The organism is Pseudomonas sp. SWRI154, from assembly GCF_014268645.1.
In the GTDB taxonomy this organism is placed as follows: Bacteria; Pseudomonadota; Gammaproteobacteria; order Pseudomonadales; family Pseudomonadaceae; genus Aquipseudomonas; species Aquipseudomonas marvdashtae.
Window position 1 is genome coordinate 37858 of the sequence record NZ_JABWQW010000032.1, and the last position, 23643, is coordinate 61500.

A 23643-nucleotide genomic window follows, 5' to 3' on the forward strand; every position below is an offset into this window, starting at 1 on the left:
AGTACTAGATCAGGAGCACACCGGTGCCTGTCGTTTTTGTTGCCGCTTCCAAGCTGCCAACGCCCTTTGCGCAATTCACCATGCATGGTTTCCTCGATGAAACCACCGGTCGCGAGCACGTCGTGCTGAGCTTGGGCGATTTCGCCGATGGTGCTCCGGTGCTCGGTCGCCTGCACTCCGAATGCCTGACGGGCGACGCCTTGTTCAGCCAGCGCTGCGACTGCGGCTCGCAACTCGAAGCCGCGCTGCAGGCCATTGCCCGCGAAGGCCGTGGCGTGCTGTTGTACCTGCGCCAGGAAGGGCGCGGCATTGGCTTGCTGAACAAGATCCGCGCCTATGAACTGCAAGATGGCGGCGCCGATACCGTGGAGGCCAACGAGCGCCTGGGGTTTGCCGCCGACATGCGCGACTACAGCATTTGCCAGCCAATGCTCGAACACCTGGGTATCAAGTCGTTGCGGTTGATGACCAATAATCCGCGCAAGGTCAAGGCATTGACCGACATGGGCATCGTGGTGGCCGAGCGTGTGCCGTTGCACACAGGGCATAACCCGCACAACAAACTGTACCTGGCGACCAAGGCCAGCAAGCTCGACCACATGATGGGCAACGAGCACCAGGGCGAGGTTGACCGGGCGTGACGCGCGGTCAGGTCCGGCGGCGGCTGTCCGTCAGTTGGTGGCAATACTTGGCGCTGGCCTTGCTGCCGCTGTTCGTGATCAACGCGGTGTTTGGCCAGGGCGAAGCGATTCTACCGGTGCTGGCGATGCCATTGTTCATCGCCGGCGTGGCGTCGATGTTTGTCAGCCTGCGGTTCTTCGGTGGCTATAAAAACGCCCTGATCGCCACGCAAAAATCCCTCGATACACCTGAAGAGCCTCAGTCCTGGATCGCCCTCGCAGCCCGGCGTCGCGCAGCCTTCCTGGCCGCCGGCCTGCCGGCCTGGATTGGCGCATTGGCAGTATTCGTCGGTCTGGAAGCCGTGCCGCTGATGCTGTTGGCGCTATCCACCGCAGTGCTGTTCTACCTGTATCGCATTCCGCGCCAGCTCGGCTGATGCGCCTTTGGCTGGCGGTCCTGCTGCTGGCCGCCAGCGCCTCGACGGCGGCGGCTTCCCGCGTCGTCAGCCTGGCGCCGTCGCTGTCTGAAATCGTCGTCGAACTGGGTTCTACCGACCTGTTGGTGGGCGTGCTGGACGGTGGCGATCGCCCACCAGCCCTCAAAGACCTGCCTTCGGTGGGGCGCTACGGCCAACTGGATATGGAGCGCTTGCTCAGCCTCAAGCCTGATTTGCTCCTGCTCTGGCCTGGCAGTGTCGGCCCTGCCCAGCGCGAGCAGCTCAAGGATTTGCACATCCCTGTCTACGTCGCCGAACCCCGCAGCCTCGACCAACTCATTACGCAAATCGAAGAAATCGCCCAAAAACTCGGCCGCCCGGAACGGGGCGCTCAGCGAGCCGCGCAGCTGCGCGTGCGTCTTGATGCGTTGCGTCTGCGCTATCGGCGGGACACGCCATTGCCGGTGTTTTATCAGGTCTGGGACCGGCCGTTGTACACCGTGGGTGGCGGGCAGATCATCAGCGATGCGCTGGCCACCTGCGGTGCATACAACGTCTTTGCCGACCAGGACCTGCCGGCGCCTCAGGTGAGCGTGGAGTCGGTGTTGCAGCGTAAACCGCAAATGATCCTGGCCACGGACCAGGCGCAGCTCGATGCCTGGAAAGCCTGGCCGGTGGCGCAGGGGCGGCTGTTGCTGGTCACTGACAAGGGGTTGGAGCGGCCCAGCGGGCAGATGATCGAAGCCGTTGCCCGATTGTGTGAGCTGATCGCGCCGGACCGGTAGGCCGCGACGTCGTCATCGCGGTGCACGGGTTCCGATCAGAGGGTCGGTGTCCACGTCACCCCAAACAACCAGGTCCGTTGCTCTTCGCGATAACCATATTGCGCCCCGTCGTGGCTATACAGCGCCCGGCTGTAATCCTTGCCCAGCAGGTTATCCACTTTCATTTCCAGCTTCACCTCCCGGGTCCACGCCCAACTTGCGCGCAACCCGAGCAGGGCGTAGCCGCCCAAGCCATTGCGGTTGTTTTCATCATCGTAGCTGCCGCTCACCGCTTGCCAGCTTGCGCCGAGGCCCAGGCGATCGAATTGCCGGTCCAGATCCAGGCTCAAGGTCCGGCGGGCGCGGCGGGCAAGGGTGTGGCCGCTGTCACGGTCGCGCGGATCGATAATCGCCACGCCCAGGTTGCCCTGCCAGCCGAACAACTCCTGCCGCAAGGCCGCTTCGAAACCGTTGATTCGTGCGGAGGCAACGTTCTGCGGACGCGAGTTGCTGCCAAAGATGATCGCGTCTTCCAGGTCGGTGCGGTACAGCGATGTTTCCAGGCGAGCGCTGTCGCTCAGTTGGCTGCGCCATTGCAGCTCGTAACTCTTGGCGGTTTCGGGCGCAAGGTCTGGGTTGCTGAAGTCCGGGTAGTACAAGTCGTTGAAAGTCGGTGCGCGGAAGCTTTCGCTGTAGGTCAGCAGCAGATCATTGTCTGGAGTCATTGGCACGGTGAGGGTGCCGCTCCAGCTGTTCTGGCCGCCAAATTGCTGGTTCTGGTCGCGACGCAGGCCCAGCTCGGTGGAAAACGTCTCGGCCTGGAAGCGGTGCTGAATGAATGCCGCGCGGTTCCAGCGGCTGTCTTCGTCGAACGGCGTGCTGCTGTTGACCCGGTCCTGGTACCAGTCTCCGCCCAGGATCAGGCTGTTGCGCTCGTCCAGTGTCACGTCGTTCTGCCAGGTCACCGAGTCGCGGTAGGTGTTGAAGGTCTCGCGCACATCGTTGAGCTTGTCGAAGGTCTTTTCACGGTTTTCGCTGTGGCCCAGTTCGAGGCGGGATTTCCACGCGTCGTTGATCCGTCCATCGACATAACCGCTGAAACTGCTCACGGCAAATTCACTGTAGGGCTGTTGGGCTAGGGACTCGAACGTGTTCGGGTCGAAGCGGCCGAATGGGTTGTCGTATTCGCTTTTGCCCCGGTTATCCAGCAGGTTCAGGCCGAACTCCAAATCTTCGCTGGCCGCATGACTCAGGCTCAGGCTGAAGGACTGGTTGCGGTTGGCATCGGCGTCCCGGTCGCTGGCGTAGGATTCGTGAGTGCGATTGCTCCCCTCGGTTTCGTCCAGGCTCGCACCGAGGTTGAAACGGGTCTGCTGGTCACCGCCGGACAGGCCGAGGCTGCGTTCCCAAGTCTGCTGGCTGCCAACACCCAGGTGCAGGCGCGGTTGCAGGCCTGGTTCGTTGCTGCGCCGGGTGAAAATCTGAATGACACCGCCCACCGCATCGGCGCCGTAGATCACCGAGCGCGAACCGCGCAACACTTCCACCCGTTCGATCTGGTTGATGTTCAGGCGCTGCAAGTTACTGTCGCCGGACGTGGCGTTGCCGATACGCTGCCCATCCACCAGCACCAGGCTCTGGGCCGATTTGGTGCCGCGAATGTAGATCCCCGGCAGGCTGCCGCGTCCACCCAGTGGCGCCACCTGCACGCCGGGCACGCGGCTGAGCAGATCGGTGACGCTGGCGGGTTGCAGGCGTTCGATGTCGTCGCGGGTGAAAACGGTATTGGCGGCGCTGCTGTCGTTGCGGGCTTCGACCTGACGGTTGGCGCTGATCACGATGTCGGGCAGCTTCAGGGCTTGGTCGCGTTCGAAGGTGTCCGCCAGCAGATCGGGGGCGGGCAGCAGGGAAAGGGTGAGGGCGAGACGGAGTTTCATGGGGGTTCCGCAATATCGGGCCTGCACCGACCTTGTGGGGCAGACGCGCCCCCACAAGGTCGTGCGCTGGATGAGCCTACAGGCCCAGCAACTGCAATCGCAGACGCACCGACGCTTCGAGTCCAACCTCGTCCAGCCCACATTCGGCCAGCATCTGCGCAGGCTTTGCGTGCTCGACATAGGTGTCCGGCAGGCCCAGGTGCAGTACGGGCTTGAGGATGTTTTCCCTGGCCAGGTATTCGCTGACCGCCGAGCCGGCGCCACCCATGATGGCGTTCTCCTCGATGGTCACCAGCAGGTCATGGCTGCCGGCCATTTCGCGTACCAAGGCTTCGTCCAGGGGTTTGACGAAGCGCATGTCCACCACGGTGGCGTCGAGCTTTTCGGCGACTTTCAAGGCTTCGGCCAGTTGCACGCCGAACACCAGTAGGGCGGTTTGCTTGCCCTGACGGCGGATCACGCCTTTGCCGATCTCGATCGGCTCCAGGTCGCTTTCAATCGTCGCATTCGGGCCGTTGCCACGCGGGTAGCGCACCGCCGCCGGACCGTTGAACAAATGCCCAGTGGTGAGCATTTTGCGCAGTTCGTTTTCATCGCTCGGCGTCATTACCAACATGCCGGGGATGCAGCGCAGGTAAGACAAGTCGAAACTGCCGGCGTGGGTCGGACCGTCTTCGCCGACCAGGCCCGCGCGGTCGATGGCGAACAGCACGTCGAGATTCTGCACGGCCACGTCATGCACCAGCTGGTCGTAAGCCCGTTGCAGGAACGTCGAATAAATCGCCACCACCGGTTTCGCGCCTTCGCAGGCCATCCCGGCAGCGAAGGTGACGGCGTGCTGCTCGGCAATCGCCACGTCGAAATAACGTTGCGGGTAGCGTTCGCTGAAGGCCACCAGGTCCGAGCCTTCCTTCATCGCCGGAGTGATGCCGACCAGGCGCGGGTCGGCGGCGGCCATGTCGCACAGCCACTGGCCAAACACGCCGGAATACTTCGGCCCGCCGGCCTTTTTCGGCGCGGCGGCCGGGGCATCGAGCGGTTCGAGCTTGGTGATCGCGTGGTAGCCGATCGGATCGACTTCCGCCGGGGCGAAACCCTTGCCCTTCTTGGTCACTACATGCAGGAATTGCGGGCCCTTGAGATCGCGCATGTTGCGCAGCGTGGCGATCAGCGTCGGCAAATCGTGGCCGTCGATGGGGCCGATGTAGTTCCAGCCCAGCTCTTCGAACAGCGTGCCGGGGACCAGCATGCCCTTGGCGTATTCCTCGGTGCGCCGGGCGATTTCCCAGGCACCGGGCAGGCGCGACAACACCTTCTTGCTGCCCTCGCGCATGCTCGCGTAGGTGCGGCTGGAAAGGATCTTCGCCAAGTAGTTGGACAGCCCGCCGACGTTGCGCGAGATCGACATGTCGTTGTCGTTGAGGATCACCAACATGTTGGCGTTGACTTCGGGCGCGTGGTTAAGCGCCTCGAACGCCATGCCCGCGGTCAGTGCGCCGTCGCCGATCACGGCAATCGCCTTGCGCTCGCTGTCCTGCAGGCGGGCGGCAATCGCCATGCCCAGGGCGGCGCTGATGGAGGTGCTGGAATGGCCGACGCCAAAGGTGTCGTATTCGCTCTCGGAACGGCGCGGGAAGGCCGCGATCCCGTCTTTCTGGCGCAGCGTGCCCATGCGCTCGCGACGTCCGGTGAGGATTTTGTGCGGATAGGCCTGATGCCCGACGTCCCACACCAGCCGGTCATCCGGGGTGTCGAAGACGTAATGCAGCGCGATGGTCAGCTCGATGACGCCCAGGCCCGCGCCGAAGTGCCCACCGGTCTGGCCGACCGTGTAGAGCAGTTCCAGGCGTAACTCATCGGCCAGGGTTTCCAGCTCGGCTTCACCCAGGCGACGCAGGCCGTCCGGCGTGTTGGCGCGGTCCAGCAGTGGCGTGCTCGGGCGTGTGCGGGGGATCTCTTGGAACGTCGTCGGCATCAGGCGAATCGTTATAGGTATAGAAAGAGGCGGCAGTTTACCTTATGCATCGCAAGCTGCCCACGCGTTGGCCGGAACTTGGCCGATACGCACTATGAATGGTTGACCCTGTATCAGCTGCGTCGTTCGACGATATAACGCGCCAGCTCGCGCAGCGGCTCGGCCGCCGCGTCAAAGGGTCGCAGCGCGTCGAGGGCGTGGTCGCGCAATTCCAGGGCGTAGGCCTTGGCGGCGTCGAGGCCGAGCAGCGCTGGGTAGGTCGGCTTGTCCCGCGCGATGTCGGCGCCCTGGCGCTTGCCGAGGGTCTGGGTATCGCTCTCGACGTCGAGGATGTCGTCCTGCACCTGGAACGCCAGGCCGATGGCCCGGGCATATGTCTGCAAGGCGTGAAGCTGATCGGGCGTGGCCCGGCCACTGGCCAGGGCGCCGAGCCGGACGCTGGCCTCGATCAGGGCGCCGGTCTTGTGCCGGTGCATGTATTCCAGGGCGTTTTGGTCGAGTTTCAAGCCCACCGAGCCGAGGTCGATGGCTTGGCCGCCGACCATCCCGGCGGGGCCCGCGGCCAATGCCAACGCGCTGACCATGTCCAGGCGAATCTGCGCCGGGCAGTTACTCAGGACCGGGTCCAGCAGGGCGCTGAACGCCAGGCTCTGCAGGCCATCGCCGGCCAGGATCGCGCAGGCTTCGTCGAATTGCTTGTGTGTTGTCGGTTGGCCGCGCCGCAGGTCGTCGTCGTCCATGGCCGGCAGATCGTCATGCACCAGGGAGTAGGCGTGGATCAGTTCAACCGCGCAAGCCGCGCCGTTGGCCTGCTCCGCTGCGCCGCCAAGGGCTTCACACGCCGCATAGGCCAGCAGCGGACGTACACGCTTGCCGCCGTTCATCACGCTGTAGCGCATGGCTTCGTACAGGCGCGCCAATTCCGGGCTCGGGGCGCTGAACAAGGTATCCAGTGCAGCATTGACCCGGGCCTGGCTGCTGGCCTGATAGGCGCCGATCATTCGGGTTGTTCCGCGTCGAAAGGCTCTTCGGTCAGCTCGCCGTCGCGCTCGAGCAGCAATTGCACCTTCTGCTCGGCCTGGGCCAGCGCCGCCTGGCAGTCGCGAGTCAAGCCGATGCCTTGCTCGAAGGCTGTCAGCGAGTCTTCCAGCGACAATTCGCCGTTCTCCAGCCGTTCGACCAGCGTTTGCAGGTCGGCCAGAGATTGTTCGAAATCCAGTGCAGCTTTTTTGCGGGCCATGGCGGCTATTCCGGTTGACTGTTAAACCGGCGCGACACTAGCAGACATGGGGTTTTGGGGCAAATCAGGGCGGGGTTTATCGCGGCGCAACGGGTGAGCTGAGACAGACGGTTTTTGTGGCGAGGGAGCTTGCTCCCGCTGGGCTGCGCAGCAGACCCAAAGCTGCGCAGGCTTACCCAGATTGCGACTGCTGCGCAATCGAGCGGGAGCAAGCTCCCTCGCCACGGGTGTTCAGTCAGCGGGATAGTTGATTCGATACCGGGTACTGCGCCCGCCGCCGGGCATCCTCTCCAGGCAGCCTTTTTCCAGCAGCTCCGCCAAGTGTCGTGTGGCCGTTGCCTTGGAGACCTTGGCTACGGCTTGATATTGAGCGGCGTTGATCCCCTGCTCGAAGCCCTTCTCACCGCCATCGAGCAAGCGGTTCAGGACCTTGATCTGCTCCGGGGTGAAGGTTGAGGCGCGATGGGCCTGCCAGAACCGCGTCTTGCCCAGCACGCTTTCGATCTGCGCCATCGCTGTGTGCAGGCTGCGCAACAGCGTTTGCAGAAACCAGGTCAACCAACCGGTGATATCCAGCGTCGCCTTCTGGCTGTTTTCCAGGATTCGGTAATAACCGGCGCGGTCGTCGAGGATGCTCACGGACATGGCGTAGAAACGGATTGCCTGAGCCTCGCCCTGGGCCAGTGCCAAGTCGGTCAGGGTGCGGGTCAGGCGGCCATTGCCGTCGTCGAATGGATGCAGAGTGACGAACCAGAAATGAGCGATGCCAGCACGCAACAACGGATCGAGATCGGCCTGATGACGACTGACCTCGAACCAGTCGATGAACGTTTGCAATTGCTGTTCGAGGCCTTGGCGAGGAGGGGCCTCGAAGTGAACGGTAGGTCGGTCCAGCCTGCCCGAAACTACTTGCATCGGTTCGTCACCGCGCAACGCACCTACACGGATCTGTCGATGGGCTAGGTCGCTGGCTTGATCTGGAAACAACCACGCATGCCATCCCAGCAAGCGTGCGACAGTCAAGGGTTGGTTGAAATGCCGGGTCGCGTCCAGCAGCAGGTTCGCCAAGCCTTCGCTGCGCTGGCTGACCGACGTGTCGTCGCCTTGTTCCAGACCGAGGCGGCGAGCCAAGGACGAGCGCACCGAGCCGACATTCAATTGTTCTCCTTCGATGGCCGAGGAGGTCACGATATTTTGCAGCAAGGCATCCAGTTCGTTCTGAGCGCTGAGCGAAGCCGTGACCGCGCCCGTCATTCCGAGCAATTGACCTTGGGCCTGCACGCATTCTCGCAGCAGCGGTGCCAATGCTTCAGCTTGCCAGTGGAAGTCGGGCCAGTCGGGCCGTTGCCAGATCCAATGAGGTGCCATGAGCCTGTCCAGAGATGAATGAGCCGAATAATAGCCCTATTCGGCTCATTTCGTGAGCCGAATAAAACGCCTATTCGGCTCACGCCCCTCTCTGTCCGTGATTTCCCACACAGAATCGCGCGTTGCCTGATTGTGAAAAAACCGTCAAATGGCTACTCTTCGCGCCATCTACGGCCCCGTGTGACGGGGCCTTCAGACGAAACCCGAATAATGACAAGCAGCGCCTGGGAAGGGCGCCGGGTTGCGTCGTGCATGGCAGGAGGCATACGTGCGTTTTCTTTCTCTATTGATCGTGTTGCTCGGTGCGCCGCTGGCGTGGGCCGGGCCTTCGGCCGAGTTGTCGGAGCCGGTCGGCGGCTGGCGCTACAGCGGCTTGCTCGATCGTACGGAAAACCCGCAAGTTGCCTACCCCACGCCGCCCATTGATCGTGGTATTCAGCGCAATCGCACGATGATCGAGGGTCGGCTCAAGGCCATGGGCACGGCGCGGCAGCCCCACAGCCTGGCGGTCAATGGCAACCCGCTGAACCTCTATACCGATGACGAGGGGCGTTTTGCCCGGCCCTACGCGTTCGGCGCCGGCTCCAACAGCGTCGAGGTGCGCAGCTCCGAAGGCCAGTCCCTCAAGCGCGTGCAATTTTATGAAGCCAACAACCTGCGCACTCCGGCGCAGATCCGCGTGGTGCTGGGCTGGGACGATCCAAACGCCGAGCTCGATCTGCATATCGTCACGCCCGACGGCCAACATGCGTTCTTTGGCCAACCGGCGCTGAGCAATGGCGGCGGCCTCGATCCGGACGGCGTCGATGGCCCCGGCCCCGAGATGTTCACCATGACCGCGCCGATGCACGGCACCTATCTGGTCTACGTGAACTATTGGGGCAACTACGGCAGCGGCGGCTACAACTTCGATGAAACCAGCAACCAGAACGAGGTGATCACCTCGCAGATCAACCTGGTGCTCAACGAAAACACCGTCGATGAAAAACGCGAGACCTTTGTCGTGCCCCTGCGCGCCATTGGCGATCTGTTGCTGGTCAAGACTTTCAATTACTAAGCTCCACGGATGAACAGGCCCTAGTGAATATGAGCGACAACACTGCTTCCCCGACCACGCCGACACCTGTCGCCAAACCTGTGCGCCGCTGGCCGGCGATACTGATCGGGCTGTGCCTGGTCGCCGGTGTGGCCGCCGGGTTGGGCTGGTTCATGACCAAGCCCAAGGCGCCGCCGATGGAGCTGGCACTGGAAAAGCTCGGCGTGAGCCGCCCCGACGGTTTGCTCGAAGCGCATTCCCTGAGCCAGTTGCCCAAGGACCTGCTGGCGGTGCCGTTCCTCAAGGCCACGCTCACCGAGGATTTCGTCTTCTATTACGAAGCCCACGCCGACCGCCTCGGGTTGATCGGCAGCCTGCGCCGGATTATCTATGAGCATGACCTCAAGCTGCAGGACAGCCTGATCGAGGCGCTTTTCGACCAACCGGCGGAAGTGGCGCTGTGGCGCGGTGCGGACGGGCGGCTCAAGGATTTCCTGCTGGTGATGGACCGTGGCGGGCTGGCGAAGGTGCTGGAGCCGCTGGCGAAAGTCGCGTTGGATGACACCCAGTTGAGCAAGCTCGGCGACTTGAAGGTCAGCGGCGACGAAGTTGCCCTCTATCAACTCAGCTACAACGCCAGCAAATCCCTGGTCTTCGCCTCCCATGGCGACAAATTGGTCGTGCTGTCCAACCCGACCAAGCTCTATGACAAGGGCAACGGCCCTACCGATGAACCCGGCATGGTCTCGACCCAGGCCATAGAGGCCTTGCTGGCCGGTGAAAAACTCTTCCCCGAAGCTTTCGGCCTGCCGCCCAAGGCGCCTGAGACCAAGCAACGCATCTCGGTCAATGCCAGCGTGCTTGCCATGGGCTACCAGCGTTTCATCCCGAACTTCGCCGGGTTGCGTTTCGATATGGATGACAAGGGCTGGCACAGCTTCCTGGCCATGGACGAGTTGGAAAACCAGCCGGACTTCGACTTCAAGCCAATCTGGCAAGCCATGCCCATGGGCGCCAGCGCCTGTGTCGCCTTGCCACTGGCGGCGGAGCAGCAGAAGCCGCTGCTGGTTAAACTCGGTGCCGACGACAAGGCCGCCCAGGCCATGGTCGACCACATGGCCGGCGCGGCGGGCCTGTGCTGGTACGCCGACTCACGCCTGTACACGCCGCTGCTGGTGGCAAGTTTGAATGACGACGACGGCAAGCTCGACGCCGACCTGGGCAACCTGTTCGGTTCGATGGTCGGCGCCTACGAAAACAACGTCGCCGAGCACGCGTTCCCGGTCGTCGAGAAGCAAGAAGGTTCGACGCACCAGTGGCAGCGCCAGGTCAGTTCAAACTTCGGCCCTTACCTGGCCAAGGACGCCGCGCAACCTGAGTCCATCACCGGCAAGGCGTTCATGCGCGTGAGCCTGGCGCGCCACGGCTCGACGTTGCTGTTCTCCCTGGACGACAAACTGGTGGACAAGGCCCTCGGCACCCTCGACAAGCGCTTCCCGCCCATGGCCGACGTCGTGCCCAAGGACGTGCTGATGCCGATCTACTTCGGCCCCGATTCCATGGCGCAACTGATGCAGCGCGAAACCCTCGACAGCCTGCCCCAGGACATGGAGCCAGTGTTCTACAACGCCGCGCAAACCTACCTGATTCCGAAACTGCGCACCCTCGGCGGCTACGGCAAATATGCCCTGACGTTGCCTGAAGGCAGCGAGCCGGACGGCCATTGGCAATGGCTGCCGCTGGAATGGAAAGCCCTGTGACAGCACTGATCCGCAACCCGGCGTTGGCGTTGCTACTGGCGTTGCTGCTTGGCGGGCCTGCGCTTGCCGTCGAGGCGCCGCCGCTGGACGCCCAGCAGTCCCAGGTCTTTCGCGCCTGGTTCGTGCGCATCGCCCAAGAGCAACTGGCCAAAGGCCCGAGCCCGCGCTGGTATCAGCAGGATTGCGCCGGCCTGGTGCGCTTCGCCGCCAACGAAGCGCTGAAGGTCCACGATGACAAATGGCTGCGCAGCAATGGTTTGTCCAATCGCTACCTGCCGCCGGAATTGCCCCTGAGCGATGCGCAACGGCGCCTCGCCCAGCAATGGCAACAGGGCGGCGGCAAAGTCGGGCCGTATGTCAACGCGATCAAGCTGATCCAGTTCAACAGCCGCCTGGTGGGCCGCGATGTCACCCAGGCCCGGCCCGGCGACTTGATGTTCTTCGATCAGGGCGACGACCAGCACCTGATGATCTGGATGGGCCGCTACATCGCCTATCACACCGGCACCACTACCCCAACCGACAACGGCATGCGCTCCGCGAGCCTGCAACAACTCATGAACTGGAAGGACACCCGATGGATACCCGACGCAGCCAACCCCAACTTCATCGGCGTCTATCGACTCAACTTTCTCACCCAATGACCGGTGCCCGCATGCTGCGCTTGTGTTCGAAACTGCCCCTGCTGTTTGCATTGTTGCTGGCTCCCCTGGTGAACGCCGAAGACACCGTGGCGCCCAGCGGCTACACGCCGGTGTCCGGTGAAAGCTTCTTCCTGCTGGCCGACAGCAGCTTTGCCAGCGACGAGCAGGCGATGGTCCGTCTCGAAGCGCCGGGTCGCGATTACCGCCGGTTCCGCATGGAGCCCTACGGCGGCGCCGACATCCGCGTCTATCGCATCGAAAAGCCGCTGGACTTCCTCAAGCGCCAGAAGAACCTGCACCGCGTGGTCAGCGATGGCCAGTTCAAGGGCGAAGGGCTGTCGAACACCCTCGCGTACCTGTGGGACAACTGGTACCGCAAGTCCCGTCGCGTGATGCAGCGGGCGTTCTCCTATGAGTCCCGCCAGCAGGTCACTGAAGAAGTGCCGGAACTGAAGATCGGCAACGCCCTGGTCGCGCCGACCCCTTACGACGCCCCGGCACAATTCGCCTTGATCCCCGGTTTGCCGGTGGTCAGCCAGTTCCGCTATCCGCTGTGGCAGGCCAAACCGATCCAGCCACCGGCCGGCGTCAACCTGGCCGGTTCGTCCAGTGAGTTTGTCAGCGTCGCGCCGGGCAACGTCTATGTGCCGCTGGGTCAGTTGAAGCCGGGCCTGTACCTGGTGGAAGCGCTGATCGGTAAATATCGCGCGACCACCATGGTCTTCGTCTCCAACACCGTGGCCGTAAGCAAGATTGCCGGTGACGAGTTGTTGGTCTGGGCCGCGCGCAAGCATGAAGGGCGTTCGGTGCCCAAGGTCAACGTACTGTGGACCGACGGCCTGGGTGTGATGAGCAGCGGAGCCACCGATGAAGATGGCCTGCTGCGCCTCAAGCACGTAAGCCCGGAGCGTTCGTTCGTCATCGGTGAAGACGAAGAGGGCGGGGTGTTTGTCTCGGAAAACTTCTACTACGACAGCGAAATCTACGACACCAAGCTCTACGCGTTCACTGACCGTCCGCTTTACCGGCCGGGGGATTGGGTGTCGCTGAAAATCGTTGGCCGTGAGTTCAAGAACGCCCGTGAATCGGTGCAACCGACCGCCGCCGACGTCAACGTCAGCGTGCTCGACGCGACCGGCACCGCGCTGCAAACCCTGGCCTTGAAGCTGGACTCCAAGGCCGGCACCCAGGGCCGTTTCCAACTGCCGGAAAACGCCGTGGCCGGTGGTTATGAATTGCGCTTGCGCTACAAGGACCAGCTCTACAGCAGCGCCTTTCGCGTAGCCGAATACATCAAGCCGCATTTCGAGATCGCCCTGAACCTCGCCAAACAGGATTACCGCACCGGCGAGCCGGTCAAAGGCAACCTCGTGCTGCTCTACCCCGACGGCAAGCCGGTGGCGAATGCCAAGGTCAGCCTGAGCCTGCGCGCCCAGCAATTGTCGATGGTCGATAACGAGCTGCAATACCTGGGGCAATTCCCGGTCGAGCTGACCAGCAGCGAAGTGACTACCGACGACAAGGGCAACGCCACCCTCGACCTGCCGGCCGCCGACAAGCCGAGCCGCTACACGCTGACGGTGTTCGCCAGCGATGGAGCGGCGTACCGGGTCAAGACCACCAAGGAAATCCTCATCGACCGCGGCGCGGCGAACTTCCGCTTGAGCGCGCCCCAGCGGTTCAGCGCCGCCGGTCAAAAGGTCTCGTTCAGCTACGCCAACGAGGGTGGTAACGAGCAAGCCAAGGCTGTAACGCCGGGCAGCTACGCCTGGGTGCGCCTGGAAGACCAGACCACAGGTGAAGGCAAGTTGGCGGCCAAGGACAAGGGCTTCAGCCTGACCTTCGAGCGTCCGGGCACCTACAACCTGACACTCAAGGACGACCACGGCCGGGTCATTGGCGCCGCGGCCCATGCGGTGACCGGCGAAGGGATCAAGGCCGTGCCAGGCACGGTCGAGATCGTTTTCGACAAGCCTGAGTACAAGACCGGTGACGAAGCGCTGGCGCTGATCACCTTCCCCGAGCCGGTCAGCGACGCGCTGCTGTCGCTTGAGCGGGACAAAGTCGAGGCCACCGCCCTGCTGACCAAGGGCGCCGACTGGCTGAAGATGGAAAAGCTCAGCGACACCCAATACCGCGCGCGCATTGCCGTGAAAGATAACTTTGCGCCGAACCTGACCTTCTCCGTGCTGTACACCAAGGGCGGCCAGTACAGCTTCCAGAACGCCGGCATCAAGGTCGTTGCGCCGCAAATCGACGTGGCCATCACCACTGATAAAGCCACCTACCGGCCGGGCGACACCGTGACCGTGGACCTGGGCACCCAGTTCGCCGGCAAGGCGATCCCGGCGCACCTGACCGTCAGCGTTGTCGATGAAATGGTCTACGCGCTGCAACCGGAAGTCGCGCCGACCATTGACCAGTTCTTCTATCACCCGCGCCGCAACAACGTGCGCACCAGCGCCAGCCTGTCTTTCATCAGCTACGACGTGGCGCTTCCGGGCAGCCCCGGCGCGCCGGGCAAGGCCAACCGCAGCGAGCGTGGCGTCAAGGTACTGGAACGGCCGCGTCGTGAAGACGTCGACACCGCCGCGTGGCAACCGGAGCTGGTCACCGACGCCAATGGCAAGGCCCGCTTCACCTTCAAGATGCCGGACTCGCTGACCCGCTGGCGCATCACCGCCAAGGCCATTGCCGACGACGGCCAAGTGGGACAGAAAAAGCAGTTCATCGCCTCGGAAAAACCGCTGTACCTGAAGTGGAGCGGTCCGACCCGTTTCCGCGCAGGCGACAAGCCGCAACTGGGCATGTTCGTCTTCAGCCAATCGGAAAAGCCGCTGAAGGCCGAGCTGCTGATCCGTCACGCCGGCGCCGAACAGCGCGTCGTCGCGGACCTGAAAAGCGGCATCAACTACGTGGCGTTGCCTGCCATGGAGCTGAGCAATGGCGACTTGAACGTGCAGTTGCAATTGAACGGCGAAACCCAGGACGCCCTGGCCATGCGCTTGAACGCCAGCGGCAACGGCTGGCAAGTCAGCCAGAGCCAGCGCCTTGACGTAGCCAGCGGCGACACCCCGCTGACCCTGCCGGCCGACGCCAGCGATATTCGCCTGCGCCTGGATGACAGCCCGCAAGCGCTGTTCCGTTCGGCCCTCGACGACCTGTTGAGCTACCCGTACGGCGGCGTCGAGCAGACCGCCAGTCGCCTGTTGCCGTTGAGCATCGCCTACCCGACCCTGGCGTCAAACCCGCAGATCCGCGACCGCTTGCGGTTGATCATGCAGAACAGTCGCCTGCGCCTGGTGCAAATGGCCGGTCCATCGGCAAGCTTCACTTGGTGGGGCCAGGACGGTGAGCCGGATGCATTCCTCACCGCCTATGCCTATTACGCCGACTGGCACGCCAGCCAGGCGCTGGACTTGAGCCTGCCGCCGGAACACTGGCAGCGAGTGCTCGAGGTCTACGCCAAGCAGGCCGGTGATACGCCGCTGTTGCAACGTGCGCTGATCCTGTCGTTCGCCAAGCAGATGCAACTGCCGGTGAACACCTTGCTCAGTGGCTTGATGGATGATCTGGCGAAGGCCAGTGAAGACAGCACCGAGAGCGTGCTGGACAGCGGTGAAGACAGCTTGGTCATGAACGCGCCGGATTCGGCCCTCGGCTTGGCCAGCGCACGGGTGCTGACCGCGTCCCTGGCGAAACAGGCGAAGGTGCCGTTGCCGGCGGCCTTCAGCCGTCAAGCCGAGGCGGCACAGCAGCAACTGGAACTCAGCTCGCAACCGTTCGTCGAGGCCTTGCTCTTGTCGTTGCAAAGCTTCGACCAGGCGCGCGCGACTGCATTGTTGGAACGCGTGCTGCCACAGCAGTCCACCCTCGAACGAGCCCTGGCCCTGACCTGGCTGCAACGCAGCATCGAGCAGGCGGCACCGGCCGTGGCCCTGGCGCCAGGCGAAGGTTGGAAAGCCCAGCAAGGCGCGACCGGTGAAACCTACTGGCAATGGCAGGGTGCGCAGCTTCCAACGATGCTGACCCTGACCGGTGCCCAGGAGCGTCCGTTGCAAGCGGCGTTGAGCTTCCAGAGCCAGCAAGCGCCCTTGGCGCCGATGGCGGTGTCCATCACCCGTCGCCTGTCGCGCCTGGTGCCGGGCGACGAGGCCTTCACCTTCAAGCTCGAAGCGGTGGGCAACAAACCGTTGTCCAGTGACAGCCTCTATCTGGATGAAGTGATCATCAACAGCAAGGCCCCGACCCCGCTGCGCTACGGCATGCTCGAAGTGCCGCTGCCGCCGGGCGCCGATGTGGAGCGCACCACGTGGGGCATCCAGTTGATGGGCAAAGCCGACAGTGAGCCGACGTCCCTGGAAAAGGCTCGTTTCGAGCCGGGCCAGATGGCCTACGCGGTGCCGGTGGATGCCCTCAGTGGCGAGCTGCGCCTGCGGCATTTGGTGCGCTTCTCCCAGAAGGGCCAGTTCAGCGTACCGCCGGTACGCTTCACTCAGGTCTACGCGCCACAGCACCAGGCTCGGGAGCAAAAACCGGCCCTCGGTCAGGTCACGGTCGACTGACATGCGCAAGCGGTGGGGATGGTGGTGGCTGTGCTTGATTCCTGCGCTGGCGACAGCGCAGGAGGAGCCGTTGCGCCTGGCCTTCGACGGCGAACTGCTGCGAGTGAGCCAGACTCAGGTGCTGGACCGCCAGCCATTGCCCGATTCGTTGCAAGCGCCGCTCGGCAGCTTATGGAAGTTGTTCGTCTACGCCTGGCTGGTGGACACCGATGCCCGCGAGCCAGTGTATGAATGTCGCGGTGAATCGAAAGAGGAAGTCTATTGCTGCACCGCCGGAAAGAGCATTGGCCGCGACCAGGCGCTGGTGAAGTCCTGCGGCTTGTATTTCGAACCGCAACGGCTCGGGCTTTCGGCCGCGGCCTGGCGTGATTACTGGCAGGTCCGCCAAGCACCGCATTGGTTGTTGGACTTGTCGGCCTTGCAGCCGCAAACCCAGGTGCCTGTCGCGCAATTGCTCAAGGCGCTGGCCACGCTGCCGGCCCAGGATCAAGCCCGCCGGGTGTTGCTCGACGTCGTGCTTGGCGCGGCGGACGGGCGAGTGGTCGGCCAGTTGGGCGGCCGTCTGCGGGTCAAGACCTGGAGTTGGCTCGGCGACCAGGGACCTGCGTCGCGACAGGGCGGTTTCGCCGGTTGGCTGGTTGACGGTACGCCGGTTTGGGCCGGTGGCCGCGGCACCAGCCAGCAAATCCTGAAGAAGTATGGCGATGGCCTGGCCACGGCCTTGCCATCCCGCTGGCCGGCGGAAACCGGGCGTTGCGTGGAAGTCGACCTGTTTGCCCGTTATCCCTTGCAGCGGGTGATGTCCGGCGATCGCCCGGCCACGGTGGGTCAATTGCGCGGCGACTACCGCGTCGAATTCACCAACGGCAACCAGTTGGATATCCACAGCGACGGCGAATTGTTCTTGATGCCCGGCAAACTGGTGGCGCGCCTGGACCGGGAGGAATACGTCGCCCGGGTCTTGCAACGCGAAGCCAAGGCCGAGCCCGCCGAAGCCGCCAAGGCGTTGGCCGTGGCGATCCGCACCTATCTGCTGCAAAACGCCCAGCGCAATGGCGATTGCCTGAGCATCGACGACAGCAGTCATCGCCAGCGCGTTGCGCCGCGCCCGGCGGCGCCGGAAACCCGTGCCATTGCTGCGTGGACCACTGACCTGGTGCTGGCCGGCACCGATGTCACTTACCACTCCGATCAGGCCGGTCCGGACAAATTGTCCTGGGCGCAAGCGGTGGAGCAAGCCAACGCCGGCCAGCGTTATGACGCCATCCTGCTACACGCTTACCCGCGCGCCAGCCTCAGCCGCTGGGACAATCCGGTGGCGTCCTGCGAAGCATTGCCCGCCGCCCAGGACTGGCTGTTGAAACAGCGACGCGGCTGGCGTCAACGCTTGGAAAGCGAGGTGGGCTACAACGAAATCAGCGCTTTCGCCGTCTGCCGCGTTGCCTTCGGCCGGCCTTACGTTGACCGCGAGCGCCAGCGCATCTATGTGCGCGGCGTACTGACGCTGCAGGACCGTCTCGACCTCACACATGAATACCTCCACCTGGCCTTTGAAGCTCATCCCAACGGCCAGGACGAAACCTATATCGAAGGGCTTGCCCGTCACCTCTTGCTGGAATAGACCATGACACTCCGTTATCCACAGGTCTTGCTGTTGCTCTGCGCCCTGACCGCGTTGCCCCCGGCCATGGCCGCCGACTCCCTCAAGCTTGATACACCGGTTGGCGGCTGGCGCAGCGGTGCGCCGGGCGGCGAGGGCGAAAGCTTCAGCCAGACCGTCAACTACCCGGCCTCGTCGGTCAACACGCCTGCGGGCCAGGCCGACACGGCCCGCATCAGCGGCCAGATCAAAGGAGCACCCAAGGACAGCAATGCGCCGGGCCAGCTCATCGTCAACGGCGTCAGCCTGCCGCTGAAAGTGGATGAAGAAGGTCGTTTCGACCGCCCGTTCTCATTCCCCAACGGCAGCAACAGCGTTGAAGTGCGCAGCGCCGACGGCCAGCAGCGCCACCGCACGCAATTCCTCAACACCAGCGGCGGCGCCACCCCGGCCAAGCTGCGGGTCCTGCTGACCTGGGACAGCGACGGCACCGACCTCGACCTGCACCTCGTCACACCCGACGGCGCCCACATCTGGTACGGCGACCGCGCCGTGGCCAACGGCGCCGCGCTCGATGTCGACGTCACCACCGGCTATGGCCCGGAAATCTTCGCCATGCCCGCGCCTATCAAAGGCCAGTACCTGGTGTACGTGAATTACTACGGCGGCGGTTATCGCAGTGACGAGGACGAAGAGGGCGACGGCGAACAAGTGGAACAGGCACAACAAGCCCTGACCACGGCCCAAGTCACCGTCATCACGGAAGAGGGCACGCCGAGCGAGAAGATGGAAACGTTCGTGGTGCCGATGCGCGCCGTCGGCGAGCTGACGTTGGTCAAGAGCTTCAGCTACCCCTGAAGCCGACGCGATCCATGGGGTGAGGGAGCTTGCTCTCCCGCTGGGCGTAAAGCGCCCTAAACCATGCGACACGGAGGGTCAGGCTGATCGCATTGAAGCCTGATGGGGCTGCTACGCAGCCCAGCGGGAGCAAGCTCCCTCGCCACGAAGAGCGCTGATGGCGCCCCCACGAACAGCGCCAGTCAATCCTTCAGGGCACGTCGATCAAACTCCAGGCTATAGATCATCCAGGCTTACCTTGATCCTTTGTGGCTTGGCGAGTCGCTCTGTTACGACTGCAATGAGCGCCTCATCTTCCTCGCTGAGTAGCGCAGCTTTGAAAGGCAGCTTGCCTCGCTCCATGTGGCGAGGGAGCTTGCTCCCGCTGGGCTGCGCAGCGGCCCCAACAGGGTTGGATGCGCTCATCCTGGCTAACCGCGCCGGCTGATTTTAGGGGCGCTGCGCACCCCAGCGGGAGCAAGCTCCCTCGCCACAGGTGGTTCACTTTATTCCTCCTCGCCAGGTGCTGCACTAAGCGGCCCGCCCGTCGCCTTCTCGGAATTACCTCAACTTCCCGCCAGTCGATTCCACAGAGTCCGTAAAAAACCTGCAACAAAAGCCCCACCCGGGAAAGGAGGCCAGCCATGCGTATCCATCATTTGAACTGCGGTTGCATGTGCCCGGTGGGTGGTGCGCTGTTCGACGGCTACAGTCGAGGGCTGACCGCATGCCTGGTGTGTCATTGCCTGCTGATTGAAACCGACACCAACGGTTTGGTCCTGGTGGACACCGGTTTCGGCCAGCGGGATGTGCAAACGCCCGAGCGGCTGAGTCGTTTTTTCCGCGTGTTCAACAACATCAAGTTCGAGCATCGCCTCACGGCTTTGGAACAAGTGCGGCGCCTGGGCTTCGATGCCAATGACGTGCGGCATATCTTGCTGACGCACCTGGATTTCGATCATGCCGGTGGACTCCAGGATTTTCCCCAGGCCCGAGTACATGTCATGCGCGACGAGATGGCGGCGGCGCGTTCCGCTGACGGCTGGATCAGTCGGCGACGGTTCCAGGCGCGGCAATGGCAAGGCGTCGACAGTTGGGAGTTCTACAGCACCGAAGGCGACACCTGGTTTGGTTTTGACTCGGTGCGCGCGCTGGTCGGCGCCGAAGAAGAGGATATCTTCCTGGTGCCGCTCCAAGGCCACACCGCCGGCCACGCCGGGATCGCCCTGCGCACCGCCAACGGCTGGATGCTGCACGCCGGCGACGCGTATTTTTTCCACGATGAAGTGCATCGCCCCGAGCGCCACTGTCCTGCGGGCCTGAAGTTCTATCAATACATGATGGACACCTACCGCCCGGCACGAATCCGCAATCAGGATCGCCTGCGGGAGTTGGCACGGATGCAGGACGGCCGCGTCGAGATTTTTTGCAGCCACGACGCCAGGGAGTGGGAGCGCGCAACCCTCCAGGCTCGCACGGTCCGGGTGGACTCCACGGCCATGCCCTCGGCAGCGGGCAGACAGTCTTCCTGACCCGATCCAACCTGAAACAGCTTTCCCTTTGCCCACGTCTCGTGGGCTTTTTTTTGTCAGCGATGCCGTTCGTCACCGTGTCCAGATGTTTCTTTCAACTTAGCCGTGGGGGCCAATTCTAAAAATCGTGTACCCAACAACACTGTAAAAGGAGACGGCCATGCCTGCTTCTCACGACCTCTATCAAGATTTGAATTGCAGCAAAGAGGCGGTTCAACAGCGGCGCCAGCAAGACCCGGAACTTGATCGCCTGCTCGATCAATACACGGACGTGGATAACCAAGTGTTGGCAGCCGAATCGATTTCGGCGGGCAACGTCGAGGATGATGACATCCGCAGACTCAAGGAACAGCGCCTGTCGATCAAAGACAAGATCAGTCAGCAACTGGCAAACAATCAATAAGCGAAGCATAAGACATGCGAACTCGGCTGCCTTGTTACTTGATGAGGTTGTTGCTGGTCGGCGGGATGCTGTTGCTCGGTGGTTGCGACATGGTGTTGTTCAATCCCAAGGGACAGGTCGGCGTTGACCAACGCAACTTGATCATCCTCTCGACGTTATTGATGTTGCTGGTGGTGGTGCCGGTCATCGTCATGACGTTCGTTTTCGCAGTGAGATACCGCGCCTCCAACGAAAAGGCCAAGTACACGCCGGAGTGGGCCCACTCGCGCAAGATCGAAACGGTGGTCTGGGGCGTTCCGTTGGTGATCATCATCATCCTGGGCGTGGTGACCTGGAAGTCCACCCACGCACTGGACCCGTACCGGCCGTTGGACTCGGACGTGAAACCGATCGTGGTGCAGGTCATCGCGGCAGACTGGAAATGGGTGTTCATCTACCCGGAGCTGGGCATCGCTTCGGTCAACGAACTGGCCATGCCATTGGATACACCGGTGAACTTCAAGGTGACGTCCGACGGCGCCATGACCTCGTTTTTCATCCCGGCCCTCGGCGGGCAAATCTATGCCATGGCCGGCATGCAGACGCAGTTGCACCTGATCGCCAACGAGGCCGGGGAATACCGGGGCATCGCCGCCAATTACAACGGGCCAGGTTTCTCCGACATGCATTTCCAGACCCTGGCCACCGATGCGGCGGATTTCGACAAGTGGGTCGCCGATGTGCGGGCGGGGCACAAGCGCCTGGACAAGGACAGCTACGCCCAACTTGCCCGGCCCACGGTCAAGCATCCGGTGGAACATTACGCGTCGATCCAGCCGGACTTGTTCCAGAGCATCATCGATAAATACGAAGGCATGAACCGCTCCCGTGAAGTCGAGCATCGCATGCACGACATGCAGGGCAGCATCGAGCCTCCCGTCGGGGCTCAACGGAAAGCGCAGGAGTAAGGCATGTTTGGAAAACTGACGCTAGAGGCGATCCCGACGGATGAGCCGATCATTATGTGGACCCTTGCGGTGGTGGGCCTGGTCGCCTTGGCCGGCATGGGCGCCATTACCTATTACCGCAAATGGACCTACCTGTGGAAAGAGTGGTTTACCTCGGTGGACCACAAGCGCATCGGCGTGATGTACATCGTCGTGGCGCTGGTGATGTTGCTGCGCGGTTTCTCCGACGCGATCATGATGCGCACGCAGCAGGCCATGGCGTCCGACGGCTCGCCCGGCTATCTGCCACCGGAACACTACGACCAGATCTTCACCGCCCATGGCGTGATCATGATTTTCTTCATGGCGATGCCGTTGGTGGTGGGCTTGATGAACATCGTCGTGCCCTTGCAGATCGGCGCGCGGGACGTGGCGTTCCCGTTCCTCAATGCGTTGAGTTTCTGGCTGTTCGTCGCCGGTGCAATGCTGGTAAACATTTCCCTGGCGGTGGGGGAGTTCGCCCGCACCGGTTGGGTCGCGTATCCGCCGTTATCGGGCTTGTCCTATAGCCCCGGGGTTGGGGTGGATTATTACATCTGGTCATTGCAGATATCCGGCGTCGGGACGTTGCTCACTGGGGTGAATTTCTTCGTCACCATCCTGAAAATGCGGACACCGGGAATGACCCTTTTCCGCATGCCGGTGTTCACCTGGACGGTGCTGTGCACGGCGGTGCTGATCCTCGCGTCGTTCCCGATCCTCACCGCGACGCTGTTCATGCTCAGCCTCGACCGCTACCTGGACATGCACTTTTTCACCAACGAGCTGGGCGGCAACCCGATGATGTACGTCAACCTCATCTGGGCCTGGGGCCACCCGGAGGTGTACATCCTGATCCTGCCGGCGTTCGGCATTTTCTCAGAGGTGGCGTCGACCTTCAGCCGCAAGCGCCTGTTCGGCTATCACTCGCTGGTCTGGGCGACGATTGCGATCACGATCCTGTCGTTCATCGTCTGGGTGCACCACTTCTTCACCATGGGCTCGGGGGCGAACGTCAACGCCTTCTTCGGCATCATGACGATGATCATCGCCGTGCCCACCGGGGTGAAGATCTTCACGTGGCTGTTCACCATGTACCGCGGGCGGGTGCGCTTTGAAACGCCGATGCTGTGGACGGTCGGCTTTATCGTCACCTTCAGCATCGGCGGCATGACCGGCGTGTTGCTGGCGGTGCCCGGGGCGGATTTCCTGCTGCACAACAGCCTGTTCCTGATCGCCCACTTCCATAACGTGATCATCGGCGGCGCCGTGTTTGGCTACCTGTGCGGCCTGACGTATTGGTTCCCCAAGGCCTTTGGCTTCAAGCTCCATGATGGCCTGGGGCGGGCAGCGTTCTGGTGCTGGATCATCGGTTTCTACTTCGCCTTCATGCCGTCCTACTTCCTTGGCTTCATGGGCATGACCCGGCGCTTGAACCATTTCAACGTGCCCGAATGGGAGCCATGGTTGCTGGCGGAGTTGTTCGGCGTCGGCATCATTCTCTGCGGCGTGGTCTGCCAGATCCTGCAGTTCTACTTCAGCATCCGCCAGCGCCACCAGAACCGCGACCTCACGGGCGACCCGTGGGACGGCCGCACGCTGGAGTGGTCCACCGCCTCGCCGCCGCCGTTCTACAACTTCGCCCAGCAACCGGTGGTGGACGGCATCGACGCCTATTGGGGCATGAAGGAGCGCGGCCAGAAGACCGCCGTCGAAGCCGATTTCCAAAGCATCCACATGCCGCGCAACACGGCGATGGGACTGGTCATCAGCCTGTTCAGCCTGATCATGTGTTTCGCCCTGGTCTGGCATATCTGGTGGCTGGCTATCGTCGGGCTGGTCGCGACCATCGGTGGCGTGATCTGGCGCAGCGCCGATGACGACATCGATTACTACGTGCCCGCCGAAGAGGTGGCGCGGATTGAAAATCAACGCATCAAGGCATTGGCGGAGGCTTGAT

18 protein-coding genes and 1 pseudogene are annotated in these 23643 nt (G+C 62.8%); 13 read left to right on the plus strand and 6 right to left on the minus strand.

Annotated elements, in window-relative coordinates:
- Positions 1-23 precede the first annotated feature (23 nt).
- The 3 genes from ribA to HU806_RS22685 are packed head-to-tail and all read left to right on the plus strand — an operon-like array spanning position 24 to position 1842.
- Complete coding sequence (ribA, locus tag HU806_RS22675) at positions 24-641, plus strand: GTP cyclohydrolase II (RefSeq protein ID WP_186614576.1); 618 nt, start codon at positions 24-26, stop codon at positions 639-641.
- Entirely contained in the window at positions 638-1057 is a 420-nt protein-coding gene (locus tag HU806_RS22680) for an MFS transporter (RefSeq protein WP_186614578.1), read from the plus strand. The genes ribA and HU806_RS22680 overlap by 4 nt, the downstream gene beginning before the upstream one ends.
- Positions 1057-1842 (plus strand): cobalamin-binding protein, encoded by a 786-nt coding sequence (locus HU806_RS22685; protein ID WP_186614580.1) that lies wholly within the window; start codon positions 1057-1059, stop codon positions 1840-1842. The genes HU806_RS22680 and HU806_RS22685 overlap by 1 nt, the downstream gene beginning before the upstream one ends.
- A gap of 35 nt (positions 1843-1877) precedes the next feature.
- Here HU806_RS22685 and HU806_RS22690 read toward each other — a convergent pair whose 3' ends face one another.
- The 5 genes from HU806_RS22690 to HU806_RS22710 form a co-directional block, all read right to left on the minus strand.
- Positions 1878-3758: a TonB-dependent receptor domain-containing protein gene (locus HU806_RS22690; protein ID WP_186614582.1), complete on the minus strand. Its 1881-nt coding sequence runs from the start codon at positions 3756-3758 to the stop codon at positions 1878-1880.
- A 76-nt stretch (positions 3759-3834) separates the two neighbouring features.
- The gene (gene dxs, locus HU806_RS22695; RefSeq protein ID WP_186614584.1) at positions 3835-5733 is read right to left on the minus strand and encodes a 1-deoxy-D-xylulose-5-phosphate synthase; all 1899 of its coding nucleotides are present in this window, start codon (positions 5731-5733) and stop codon (positions 3835-3837) included.
- A 113-nt stretch (positions 5734-5846) separates the two neighbouring features.
- Positions 5847-6734, minus strand: a complete 888-nt coding sequence (gene ispA, locus HU806_RS22700) for a (2E,6E)-farnesyl diphosphate synthase (RefSeq protein ID WP_186614586.1) — start codon at positions 6732-6734, stop codon at positions 5847-5849.
- Positions 6731-6973 carry an exodeoxyribonuclease VII small subunit gene (locus tag HU806_RS22705; RefSeq protein WP_003185917.1) on the minus strand — a complete coding sequence of 81 codons (243 nt, stop codon included), beginning with the start codon at positions 6971-6973 and terminating at the stop codon, positions 6731-6733. Before HU806_RS22705 ends, ispA begins: the two co-directional genes overlap by 4 nt.
- A 231-nt stretch (positions 6974-7204) precedes the next feature.
- Positions 7205-8341 carry a Fic family protein gene (locus tag HU806_RS22710; protein ID WP_186614588.1) on the minus strand — a complete coding sequence of 379 codons (1137 nt, stop codon included), beginning with the start codon at positions 8339-8341 and terminating at the stop codon, positions 7205-7207.
- A gap of 268 nt (positions 8342-8609) precedes the next feature.
- Here HU806_RS22710 and HU806_RS22715 point away from each other — a divergent pair, with 268 nt between their 5' ends.
- Genes HU806_RS22715 through HU806_RS22740 form a run of 6 tightly spaced genes read left to right on the plus strand, consistent with a single transcriptional unit; the run spans position 8610 to position 18804 of the window.
- Positions 8610-9398, plus strand: a complete 789-nt coding sequence (locus tag HU806_RS22715) for a DUF2135 domain-containing protein (protein WP_186614590.1) — start codon at positions 8610-8612, stop codon at positions 9396-9398.
- A 29-nt stretch (positions 9399-9427) separates the two neighbouring features.
- Positions 9428-11137, plus strand: coding sequence for a DUF2138 domain-containing protein (locus tag HU806_RS22720; RefSeq protein WP_186614592.1), 1710 nt, complete (start codon positions 9428-9430; stop codon positions 11135-11137).
- On the plus strand, positions 11122-11781 hold the full coding sequence (locus tag HU806_RS22725) for a DUF1175 domain-containing protein (RefSeq protein WP_186614594.1): 660 nt from the start codon (positions 11122-11124) through the stop codon (positions 11779-11781). Before HU806_RS22720 ends, HU806_RS22725 begins: the two co-directional genes overlap by 16 nt.
- On the plus strand, positions 11778-16346 hold the full coding sequence (locus HU806_RS22730) for an alpha-2-macroglobulin family protein (RefSeq protein ID WP_186614622.1): 4569 nt from the start codon (positions 11778-11780) through the stop codon (positions 16344-16346). The genes HU806_RS22725 and HU806_RS22730 overlap by 4 nt, the downstream gene beginning before the upstream one ends.
- Before the next feature lies 1 nt (position 16347).
- Positions 16348-17967: a DUF2300 domain-containing protein gene (locus HU806_RS22735; RefSeq protein WP_186614595.1), complete on the plus strand. Its 1620-nt coding sequence runs from the start codon at positions 16348-16350 to the stop codon at positions 17965-17967.
- Positions 17968-17970: 3 nt separating this feature from the next.
- Positions 17971-18804, plus strand: a complete 834-nt coding sequence (locus HU806_RS22740) for a YfaP family protein (protein WP_186614597.1) — start codon at positions 17971-17973, stop codon at positions 18802-18804.
- Between the two features lie 216 nt (positions 18805-19020).
- Here HU806_RS22740 and HU806_RS22745 read toward each other — a convergent pair.
- Positions 19021-19143: pseudogene (locus tag HU806_RS22745) on the minus strand (type II toxin-antitoxin system RelB/DinJ family antitoxin); the annotation flags it as partial.
- A gap of 284 nt (positions 19144-19427) precedes the next feature.
- Here HU806_RS22745 and HU806_RS22750 point away from each other — a divergent pair.
- The 4 genes from HU806_RS22750 (at position 19428) to cyoB (ending at position 23642) form a co-directional block, all read left to right on the plus strand.
- Entirely contained in the window at positions 19428-20315 is an 888-nt protein-coding gene (locus HU806_RS22750) for an MBL fold metallo-hydrolase (protein WP_186614599.1), read from the plus strand.
- Between the two features lie 160 nt (positions 20316-20475).
- Complete coding sequence (locus HU806_RS22755) at positions 20476-20718, plus strand: HP1242/YdcH family protein (RefSeq protein ID WP_186614601.1); 243 nt, start codon at positions 20476-20478, stop codon at positions 20716-20718.
- 14 nt (positions 20719-20732) lie between these two features.
- The gene (cyoA, locus tag HU806_RS22760) at positions 20733-21665 is read left to right on the plus strand and encodes a ubiquinol oxidase subunit II (RefSeq protein ID WP_186614603.1); all 933 of its coding nucleotides are present in this window, start codon (positions 20733-20735) and stop codon (positions 21663-21665) included.
- A 3-nt stretch (positions 21666-21668) separates the two neighbouring features.
- On the plus strand, positions 21669-23642 hold the full coding sequence (gene cyoB / locus HU806_RS22765) for a cytochrome o ubiquinol oxidase subunit I (RefSeq protein WP_186614604.1): 1974 nt from the start codon (positions 21669-21671) through the stop codon (positions 23640-23642).
- Position 23643 lies beyond the last annotated feature (1 nt).